Raw genomic sequence first — 10,060 nt, forward strand, 5'->3', positions numbered from 1 at the left:
CCGCTCAGCGCGCCTCCATCGTCACGGTGAAGGAGAAGCGGTCTCCCCGGTAGTGGATCCGTACAACGTCCACAGCCTGCCCCGACTCGTCGTAGGTGACTCCCGTGTAGTGCAGGATCGGGCTGAGCAGCGGCACCCGCAGCAGCCGGGCGGTCTCAGGATCGGCCAGCCGCGCCTCCACCGTGTCGGTGATCCGGCTGATCCGCACCCCCAGCACGTCCTTGAGTACCTTGGTCATCGGCCAGCGCTCCAGATCGGCCAGGTCGATCCCCGCGGCGGTCTCCGGACGGAGGAAGTTCTCCGCCCAGTTGGTCGGCTCGCCCTGCTCGTCGCAGCGCAGCCGGCGGAAGGCCACCGCCTCGTCCAGCCCCGGGAAGTGCTCGCGGACCTCGGGCGGCAGCGACGCCGGGCCGTGCTGGAAGACCGCGGTGCGCCCGCCGGACTGCTGGGCCACGATCGCGTCGACCGAGCCGAGCAGCCGCACCGGGGCGCCGCGCAGCGCCGTCGGCTCGATGAACGTCCCCCGCTTGCGGTGCCGGGAGATCAGGCCCTCGTCCTCCAGTTCCTTGAGCGCCTGCCGCATGGTGAGCACGCTCACCCCGTAGTGCCCGGCGAGGGCGTCCTCGGTCGGCAGCCGCAGCGGGTCGTCCTGGCGGCGGCCCAGTATCGACGCGCGCAGCGACTGCGAGACCTGGTACCACAGCGGCAGCTTGCGGTTCAGGACCAGGGAGTCCGGAGCGAAGGGAGAAGCGGAGGGAGAAGCGGAGGAGGTCACAGCCGGAAGTTTCTCTCAAGGCCCTCCCACACCGCGTCGTAGGCCGGCTGCCGGTGACCGGCGGACAGGGCGAACTCGGTGGGCACGACCGGCCAGCGCGTCTCGAACATGAACGCCAGCCCGTCGTCCACCCGCTGGGGTGTCAACTCGGCGGTGCTGGCCCGGTCGAAGGTGGTCCGGTCGGGGCCGTGCGCGGACATCATGTTGTGCAGCGAGGCGCCGCCGGGCACGAAGCCCTCCGCCTTGGCGTCGTAGGCGCCCTCGATCAGGCCCATGAACTCCGACATCACGTTGCGGTGGAAGTACGGCGGGCGGAAGGTGTCCTCGCCGACCAGCCAGCGCGGCGCGAAGACCACGAAATCCGCACCGGCCAGGCCCGGGGTGTCGGAGGGCGACGTCAGCACCGTGAAGATCGACGGATCCGGGTGGTCGTAGCTGATCGACCCCAGCACGTTGAAGCGGCGCAGGTCGTACAGATACGGCACATGGCTGCCGTGCCAGGCCACCACGTCGAGCGGCGAGTGGTCGTAGCGCGCCGACCACAGATTGCCGCCGAACTTGTTGACGACGTCCGTCTCCTCGTCCCCGTCCTCGTACGCGGCGACGGGGGCGAGGAAATCACGCGCGTTGGCGAGCCCGTTGGCGCCGATCGGGCCCAGTTCGGGGAGCTGGAAGGGGCGGCCGTAGTTCTCGCACACGTAGCCGCGGGCGGTGCCGACCGGCACGTCGACCGCGAAGCGGACACCGCGCGGGATCAGCGCGACCTGGCCCGGCTCGGCCCGCAGCCGCCCGAACTCCGTCCGCAGCAGCAGCGCGCCCTGCTGCGGCACGATCAGGAACTCGCCGTCCGAGCTGGAGAACACCCGCCCGCTCATCGAGCGGTTGGCGCCGTACCAGTGGATGCCGATGCCCTCGCGGCGCAGCACGTCGCCGTTGCCACCGACCGTGACCAGGCCCTGCACGAAGTCGGTCGGCTCCTCGGGCAGCGGCAGCGGGCCCCAGCGCAGCCGGTTGGGGTCGGGCTCGACGTCCTGGAACGGGCCGCTGCGCAGTGTGCCGTTCGGCACCCGGTGGAAGGGGGGATGCGCGGCCGAGGGCCGGATCCGGTACAGCCAGCTGCGCCGGTTGTGCGCGCGCGGCTCGGTGAAGGCGGTGCCGCTCAGCTGCTCGGCGTACAGCCCGAACGGCGCGCGCTGCGGGGCGTTCCGTCCCACCGGGAGGGCGCCGGGCACTGCCTCGCTGCTGTGCTCGTTGCCGAAGCCCGGCGAGTAGTCGAGCCCCTTGCCCGCCCCGTCGCCGCCGAGGTCTTCCCTGCCGAAGTCGTCCATGGTGCGCTCCCCGTTCGCGTTGCCGTCCTGATTCCTATGCTGAGCCATAGGAATCAGGACGGCAACCCTCGCCCCGGGAGCCTGTGGACAACCCCGGGCGACCCCCGTACGCCCGGGTCACGTCCCGCCGGCCCTCCCGTCGGTCGGCTCGGTCCGGGGCCCCTGCGGCTGTCAGACCGGTGCCGGACCTGCGCGGCTCGGGGCCTCCCGGACCGCCGCGCCCAGTTCCCGCAGCACCGCCGCCGCGATCACCGCGTGGCCGCGCGCCGAGGCGTGGACGAGGTCGGCGCTGTAGAGGTCGCGGTCGCCGGCCGCCGGGTGGCCGTACATCTCGACCACCAGCGCCCCGTGGCGCTTCGCGGTCGCGCGCACGATGCCGCCCAGGACCGCCAGGCCGTCCTCCAGCGGGCCGCCGCGCAGCTCGGGCACGGCGGCGGTGACGTTGAGCAGCGAGAAGGTGAAGACGGTGGTGCCCGGAGCGCAGAGGCCGCCGAAGAGCAGATCCATCTCGGCGGCGACCGCGTCGGGGGAGAAGCCCGGCAGCAGCAGGTCGTTGCCGCCGCAGACCACGGCCACCAGGTCGGGCGCGAAGGCGGCGGCCCGCCCGGTCTGCCCCGCCCGCACCTGGGCGGTCGTCAGCCCGCGGACCCCGAGGTTCAGATACTCCAGACCAGGCGCGGCCGAGCGCAGCGCCTCCGCGGTGCGATCGGCCCAGGACGCCGTGCGGTAGCCCGGGAGCGGATCGCCCAGGCCCTCGGCGAGGCTGTCGCCCAGCACCGCGAAGCGCCGCCAGGGCGCCCCGCGCAGCAGCGCGCCGCCCTCGCCCTCGCCGAGGCAGTGCGGGTCGGCGGCCTCAGCGGGATGGCCGCCCGCGCCGGAGGATCCGGCGTGGGGGTCGTGCGTGCGGTCCACGTCAGGACTCCTTCGGGAGGGTGCGGGCCATGGCCAGGCCCACCGCGGCGGCGCCCGCGGCCAGCAGCGCGCAGACGAGGAAGACGTCGCGGTAGGCCTGCGGCCCGGCCATGCCGTGTGCGGCGATCACCGACGCGGTGGCGGCGACGCCGAGCGAGCCGCCCAGCTGCCGGGCCGTCGTCGTCATGCCGACCCCGGAGGCGAACTGCTGCGGAGGCAGGGACCGGGCCGCCGCCGTCGAGAGCGCGGTCAGCGCGCCGCCGAAGGCCGCGCCGCCGACCAGGCCCATCGGCAGCCACAGGGAAAGGAAGCGGGCATCCGCCCCCAGGCCGAGATACATCCAGACGCCGGCCGCGGCGAATGCCGCCATGGACACCGCGACCACCGCGGGCAGCTGGTGCGGCTTGGCCCGTCTGCCGACCGCGACGGCGGCGACCGCCGAGGTGAGGGCGCCGGGGGTGACGGCGAAACCGGCCTTGAGCACCGAGTAGTGCCACACCGTGGTGAGGAACAGCGGGCTGCTGAGCAGCCACGCGAAGAGCGCCGCCCCGGTGAAGGCCGCGGCGGCCGACGACACCGCGAAGGTCGGGTTGCGGAAGAGCGAGATCTCGACGGCGGGTACGCGGTGACGCGCGGACCGCAGGAGCGCGAGCGCGATCAGTGCCGCGCCGCCGGCGACGCTCGCCACGGTGGCGGTCTCGCCCCAGCCCCAGTCGCTGCCCTTGGTCAGCCCCAGCACCAGCAGCGCGATGCCCGCGGTGACGGCGGTCGTGCCCAGCGGGTCGGGCAGCTGCCGCTGCGTACCGGTCCGTTCCGGCAGGCCCCGCAGACCCGCCAGGACGAGGGCGGCTCCGACGGGGACGTTGATCAGGAAGACCGCGCGCCAGCCGAAGGCGTCGACCAGGACGCCGCCGAGCGCGGGGCCCGCCGCCGTGGCCATGGATCCGGCCGCTCCCCATGCGCCTATGGCCGCGGGGAGGCGCTGCGGCGGGGTCGTGGCGAGCAGCAGCCCGAGCGCGGCCGGGATCATGCCTGCCGCTGTGGCCCCTTGCAGGGCGCGGGCGGTGATCAGCAGCGGCAGGTTCTGCGCGACCGCGCACAGCGCGGAGGTGAGCGTGAAGCCGGTGAGCGAGGCCAGGAAGAGCTTCTTGCGGCCGAAGGCGTCGGCGATACGCCCGGCCGGGGTCAGCAGCGCCGCGAAGAGCACGGCGTAGCTGCTGACCACCCACGACAGGTCGGAGACCTTGTCCGCGGGGAAGCTCTCGGCCAGGTCGGGAAAGGCGACGTTGACGACGGTGGTGTCGAGGAACGCGATGAAGGTCGCACCGGCACTGAGCAGCAGCACGGTGCCCGGTCTCGCCGGGGAGCTGCCGCCTGCGGGCGGCCGGGCCGCGCTTTCCGGGCCGGCGGACGTGCCGGCGGCGGGGGCGGAGGGACTTGAGGAACCGGCTGGAGGAGACATGGCCTTCCTTGGGCTCGGCAAAGAAACATACCTGCGGTACGCAACATACATACCGTAGGTATGTGACTGTCAAGCGGTGCCGTTGGCTAGGGTGGGAGCACGGATCCGACACGGACGGGGGCGGCGCCGCGCCGACACGCGCGGCAAGGCGGGCAGGACAGGAGGACGGCCGTGACGACAGCGCGTACGGCGACCGGACACGGCGCGGGGCAGCCCCGGGCGCGCCCGACGCAGCAGGAGCGCTCGGACGCGACGGTCGAGGACCTGCTGGCCGCCGCTCGCGCCCTCTTCGCGACGGCCGGATACGCCACCACCTCCCTGGACGCGGTCTGCGAGCGCGCCGGAGTGACCAAAGGCGCCCTCTACCACCATTTCTCGGGCAAGAAGCAGCTCTTCGCGGCCGTCTACGCCCGCGAGCAGGAACGCCTCAACGAGCGGATCACCGCCGCCTACCGCACCGTCACCGACCCGTGGGGTGCCGTCCTCGAAGGCTGCCGCGCCTACCTGGAGGCGTCGCTCGACCCCGGCGTGCAGCGCATCACGCTCCTCGACGCGCCCGGCGCCCTCGGCTGGGAGGCGATGCGCGACCTCGACGACAACTGCCGCGAGCTGACCCGCAGGGGAGTCGCCCGCGCCATCCGCAAGGGGGCGCTCCCCGACCGCCCGGCAGACCCGCTGACCTCGCTGCTCTACGGCGGCCTGAGCGAGAGCGCGATGGCCATCGCCCGCGCCGGCGACCCGCGGGCCGCGCTGGACGACGCGCTCACCGACCTGCGCCGGCTCTTCGACGCCCTCGCCGCCGGGAGCTGACCGGATGGCGGGCGACGGCGGCCAACCGGGCGCGGACAGCAGCCTCCTGCGCCGCACGCCCGTCCAGCAGCGCAGCACCGAACGGCTGGAGCGCATCCTCGACGCCTGCGCGCGGCTGCTCGACGAGGGCGGCTACGAACGGCTCAGCACCAGGGCCGTCGCCGCCCGCGCCGGGGTGCCGATCGGCTCGGTCTACCGCTTCTTCGCCGACAAGCGCGCGATGGCCGACGCCCTCGCGCACCGCAACCTCGACGAGTTCCTGGCCAGGACCGCCGCCCGGCTCGACGCGCCCGGCGCCGCGAGCGGCTGGCGCTCCGCCGTCGAGGTGCTGGTCGACGAGTACACCGCCATGAAGCGCACCGCCCCCGGCTTCGCGCTGCTGGACTTCGGGGTGCCCGGCGAGACCAACCACGACCTCGCCGAGCGGTTGCCCGCGCTGCTCGGCGACCGCCTCACCACCGACCCCGCCGACCCGCGGCTGCGCATGGCGCTGACGGTCGCCGTCGAGGCCGCGGACGCCGCGCTGCAACTGGCCTTCCGCACCGACCCGGCGGGCGATCCGCAGCTCGTCGCCGAGACCAAGGCGCTGCTGCTCGCCTACCTCGCGACGGTCCTGGACTGACCGCGGCGACGGGCCGCGCCCCGCGGGACGGTGCCGTTGTCAGTACCGCTGGGTAGTGTCGAGGACGACACTCGCCGACGTCGCCGAGGAGAGGAAGGGGCACCGATGACCCGGACCGCCCTGCGCATCTGCCCGCTCTGCGAGGCCACCTGCGGCCTCGTCCTGACCGTCGACGGGGGACGGGTCACGCACGCCCGCGGCGACCGCGAGGACGTCTTCAGCGCCGGGTTCGTCTGCCCCAAGGGCGCCTCCTTCGGCGCGCTGGACGCCGACCCCGACCGGCTCACCCGCCCGCTGATCCGCCGCGACGGCGTGCTGGAACCGGCCACCTGGGCCGAGGCCTTCGCGGCGGTCGCGGTCGGCATCGGCGGCGTCAGCGGCCCGTACGGCGGTGAGGCGGTCGGCGTCGTCCTGGGCAACCCCAACGTCCACACGATGGCCGGGGGCCTCTACCCGGGGCAACTGGTGGCCGCGCTGCGCACCCGCTCCGTCTTCACCGCCAGCACGCTCGACCAGATGCCCAAACACGTGAGCTGCGGCTACCTCTTCGGCGACCCCGACGCCATCCCGGTGCCGGACCTGGACCGCACCGGCCACCTGCTGCTGATCGGCGCCAACCCGCTGGTCTCCAACGGCAGCCTGGCCACCGCCGCCGACTTCCCCGGCAAGCTCCGGGCGCTGCGGCGGCGCGGCGGGCGGCTCACCGTGATCGACCCGCACCGCACCAGGACCGCCCGGGTCGCCGACCGGCACATCGCCCCGCGGCCGGGCACGGACGCCGCGCTGCTGCTCGCCATGGTCCAGGTGATCCTCGCCGAAGGGCTCGCCGACCCCGGCGACCTGACGCCGTATCTGTCCGGCCTGGACGAACTGCGTGCCCTTGCCGCGGATTTCCCGCCCGAGGCCGTCGCCGCCTACTGCGACGTGCCCGCCGCCGACATCCGCGGCCTCGCCCGGGAGCTGGCCGCGGCGGAGAAGGCCGCCGTGTACGGGCGGCTCGGCAGTACCGCCGTCGAATTCGGCACCCTCACCAGCTGGCTGGTGGACGTGCTCAACATCCTGACCGGCAATCTGGACCGGCCCGGCGGTGCGATGTTCCCGCTGTCGGCGACCGCACGGGCGCCCCGGCCGCCGCAGCCCGGCAAGGGCTTCAGGACCGGCCGCTGGCACAGCCGGGTCGCCGGCCACCCGGAGACCAAGGGCGAGCTGCCTGCCGTGGCCCTGGCCGAGGAGATCGACACGCCGGGGGAGGGGCGGCTGCGCGCCCTGGTCGTCGTCGCCGCCAACCCCGTGCTCTCCGCGCCCGACGGGCTGCGCCTCGACCGGGCCCTGGCCGGCCTGGACTTCATGGTCAGCGTCGACCCGTATCTCAACGAGACCTCGCGGCACGCCGACGTCGTCCTGCCGCCCCCGCCGCCCGCGCAGAGCGCGCACTACGACTTCGCCTTCAGCACGCTCGCGGTGCGCAACACCGTCCGCTACAGCCCGCCCGCGGTGCCGCTCGCCGAAGGCGCCATGGACGAGCCCGAGATCCTGGCCCGGCTGATCCTCGCCGTCCTCGGAGAGGGCGGGCCGGACGCCGACCCCGCCGCCGTGGACGCCCAGGCGGTCGCCCGCCGCCTCGGAGCCGAGACCGCCGACCCGCAATCGCCGGTGCACGGCCGTGAGACGGCCGAACTGGCCGCGCAACTGGCGGGACGCACCGGATACGAGCGGCGGCTCGACATGATGCTGCGGCTCGGCCCCTACGGCGACGGCTTCGGCGCGGCACCGGAAGGGCTGACCCTCGCCCGGGTCCTGGAGCGCCCGCACGGCATCGACCTCGGGGCGCTGCGCCCCCGGCTGCCCCAGGTGCTCCGCACCGCCTCCGGCACCCTGGAGCTGGTGGCGCCGCCGTTGGCTGCCGACGTGCCGCGGCTGCGCGACGCCGTGGCACACGGCGGAGACGCGGGGAACCTGGTGCTCATCGGGCGCCGCCACCTGCGGTCCAACAACAGCTGGATGCACAATGTGCCGGTTCTGACCGGCGGCAGCAACCGCTGCACCGCGCAGCTGCACCCCGACGACGCCGCCCGGCTCGGCCTCGCCGACGGCGCGCCGGCCAGGATCAAGGGCGACGGCGGCGAGATCACCGTCCAGGTCGAGATCACCGACACCCTGCGCCCCGGCGTGCTGAGCCTGCCGCACGGCTGGGGCCACGACCGCACCGGCACCCGGCTGTCGGCCGCCTCCCGCACCCCGGGGGCGAACGTCAACCAGCTCCTCGACGGCACCCGCCTCGACCCGCTCTCCGGCACCGCGGTGCTCAACGGCTTCCCGATACGCGTGGAGGCGGCGGACTGACCCCGTCCACCGCCTCCGTGGCAGGCGGTGCGGGCGTACGCCCCCGGGCGCGCCGGGTGTGCCGGACAGGACGAGCGCAGGCAGGCCCTGGCACCGTAAAACTATCGGCGCTAGTTTGGGTGCCGGACGCAAGCACTCGGAAGGCGGCAGGTGGAGCATGGCTGACGGCGGGCGGACCGACGGCGTGGCGGACGGGGCAGGCGCGAGCCGCCCGGCGCAGGGCGGGGCGGACGGCGGGAGCGAACGGGCCCCCGCAGGGGTTTTCCCCGGGCGGGAGGCGGTGTTCGTCGCCGGCGAGTGGCGGCCCGCCGCAGGCGAGGGGCTCATCGAGGTGCTCGACCCGGCCACCGAGCAGGTCATCGGCCGTGTCCCGGCAGGTGACGGGCAGGATGTGGAGACCGCCGTACGGGCTGCCCGCGCCGCGCTCCCCGGCTGGGCCGCCACCCCGCCCGCCGGGCGGGCGGCCGTCCTCGCCGCCGCCCGCGACCTGCTGGCCGCGCGCAGGGAGGAGATCGCCGCGACCGTCTCCGCCGAACTCGGCGCGCCGCCCGCCTTCGCCGCAGCCGTGCACGCCGACCTGCCCACCGCCGTGATGGCCGGATACGCCGAACTGGCAGCCACCCGCCCCTTCGAGGAGCGCATCGGCAATTCCCGGGTGCTGCACGAGCCGGTCGGCGTCGTGGGCGCGATCACCCCGTGGAATTACCCGCTGCACCAGATCGTCGCCAAGGTCGCCCCCGCGCTCGCCGCGGGCTGCACGGTGGTGCTCAAGCCCGCCGAGGACACCCCGCTCGTGGCGCAGCTCTTCGCGGAGATCCTGGCCGCGGCCGGGCTGCCCGCCGGGGCGTTCAACCTGATCACCGGCCTCGGACCGGTCGCGGGCCAGGCGCTCGCCGAGCACCCGGACGTCGACCTGGTGTCCTTCACCGGCTCCACCGCCGTCGGGCGGCAGATCGGCGCCGCGGCCGGATCCGCCGTCAAGCGCGTCGCACTCGAACTCGGCGGCAAGTCCGCCAACGTCATCCTGCCCGGCGCCGATCTGGCCAGGGCCGTCAACGTCGGCCTGGCCAACGTCTTCGCCAACTCCGGCCAGACGTGCAGCGCCTGGACGCGCATGCTGGTCGACGCCGAGCGCTACGACGAGGCCGTGGCGATCGCCGCGGCCGCCACCGCCAAGTACGTACCGGGCGAGCGCCTCGGCCCCGTCGTCAACGCCAAGCAGCGCGAACGCGTCCGCGGCTACATCCGGCGCGGCGTCGAGGAGGGCGCCCGCGTCGTGGCGGGCGGCCCAGAAGCGCCGGACGGCCTGGAGCGCGGCTACTACGTCCGGCCCACCGTCTTCGCGGACGTCGCGCCGGACATGGCGATCGCGCAGGAGGAGATCTTCGGCCCGGTCGTCGTCCTGATCCGCTACGAGGACGAGGAGGACGCGCTGCGCATCGCCAACGGCACGGTCTACGGCCTCGCCGGGGCCGTATGGGGCGCGGACGAGGACGCCGCGGTCGCCTTCGCCCGCCGCATGGACACCGGCCAGGTCGACATCAACGGCGGCCGGTTCAACCCGCAGGCCCCCTTCGGCGGCTACAAGCAGTCCGGGGTGGGCCGCGAACTGGGGCCGCACGGCCTCGCCGAATACCTCCAGACCAAGTCGCTCCAGTTCTGACGCCTGCCGAGCCGTCCCCGTACCGGTCGGCGGCCCGGCCCGTACGCACCGAGGTGATCCTGTGTCGACACATCGACAAGCCGTCACCCGCGGCAGGCACCGGGCCGCCGCCCGGCACCAGTAGGCTCACCGCCCGCCCGCCCGC

8 protein-coding genes are annotated in these 10,060 nt (G+C 74.5%); 4 read left to right on the forward strand and 4 right to left on the reverse strand.

The genetic code is table 11. From position 1 onward, the window contains the following. Positions 1–4: 4 nt before the first annotated feature. The 4 genes from IH54_RS0127745 to IH54_RS0127760 form a co-directional block, all read right to left on the reverse strand. Positions 5–775 carry a GntR family transcriptional regulator gene (locus IH54_RS0127745; RefSeq protein ID WP_031521917.1) on the reverse strand — a complete coding sequence of 257 codons (771 nt, stop codon included), beginning with the start codon at positions 773–775 and terminating at the stop codon, positions 5–7. After that, positions 772–2,103: a homogentisate 1,2-dioxygenase gene (gene hmgA / locus IH54_RS0127750; protein WP_052397938.1), complete on the reverse strand. Its 1,332-nt coding sequence runs from the start codon at positions 2,101–2,103 to the stop codon at positions 772–774. The genes IH54_RS0127745 and hmgA overlap by 4 nt, the downstream gene beginning before the upstream one ends. A 171-nt stretch (positions 2,104–2,274) precedes the next feature. Then, entirely contained in the window at positions 2,275–3,015 is a 741-nt protein-coding gene (locus IH54_RS0127755; protein WP_052397939.1) for an SGNH/GDSL hydrolase family protein, read from the reverse strand. A 1-nt stretch (position 3,016) separates the two neighbouring features. Further along, positions 3,017–4,360 carry a DHA2 family efflux MFS transporter permease subunit gene (locus IH54_RS0127760; protein ID WP_159012088.1) on the reverse strand — a complete coding sequence of 448 codons (1,344 nt, stop codon included), beginning with the start codon at positions 4,358–4,360 and terminating at the stop codon, positions 3,017–3,019. Positions 4,361–4,648: 288 nt separating this feature from the next. On the opposite strand from IH54_RS0127760, the gene IH54_RS0127765 reads away from it, so the two are divergent. The 4 genes from IH54_RS0127765 (at position 4,649) to IH54_RS0127780 (ending at position 9,915) form a co-directional block, all read left to right on the forward strand. Further along, complete coding sequence (locus tag IH54_RS0127765) at positions 4,649–5,287, forward strand: TetR/AcrR family transcriptional regulator (protein WP_052397940.1); 639 nt, start codon at positions 4,649–4,651, stop codon at positions 5,285–5,287. A gap of 4 nt (positions 5,288–5,291) precedes the next feature. After that, positions 5,292–5,909: a TetR/AcrR family transcriptional regulator gene (locus IH54_RS0127770; RefSeq protein ID WP_031521928.1), complete on the forward strand. Its 618-nt coding sequence runs from the start codon at positions 5,292–5,294 to the stop codon at positions 5,907–5,909. 105 nt (positions 5,910–6,014) lie between these two features. Beyond that, entirely contained in the window at positions 6,015–8,252 is a 2,238-nt protein-coding gene (locus IH54_RS0127775; RefSeq protein ID WP_031521930.1) for a molybdopterin oxidoreductase family protein, read from the forward strand. Between the two features lie 157 nt (positions 8,253–8,409). Next, on the forward strand, positions 8,410–9,915 hold the full coding sequence (locus IH54_RS0127780) for an aldehyde dehydrogenase family protein (protein ID WP_078862575.1): 1,506 nt from the start codon (positions 8,410–8,412) through the stop codon (positions 9,913–9,915). Positions 9,916–10,060 lie beyond the last annotated feature (145 nt).

It is taken from the genome of Streptomyces sp. NRRL F-5123 (genome assembly GCF_000721495.1).
Classification (GTDB): Bacteria; Actinomycetota; Actinomycetes; order Streptomycetales; family Streptomycetaceae; genus Actinacidiphila.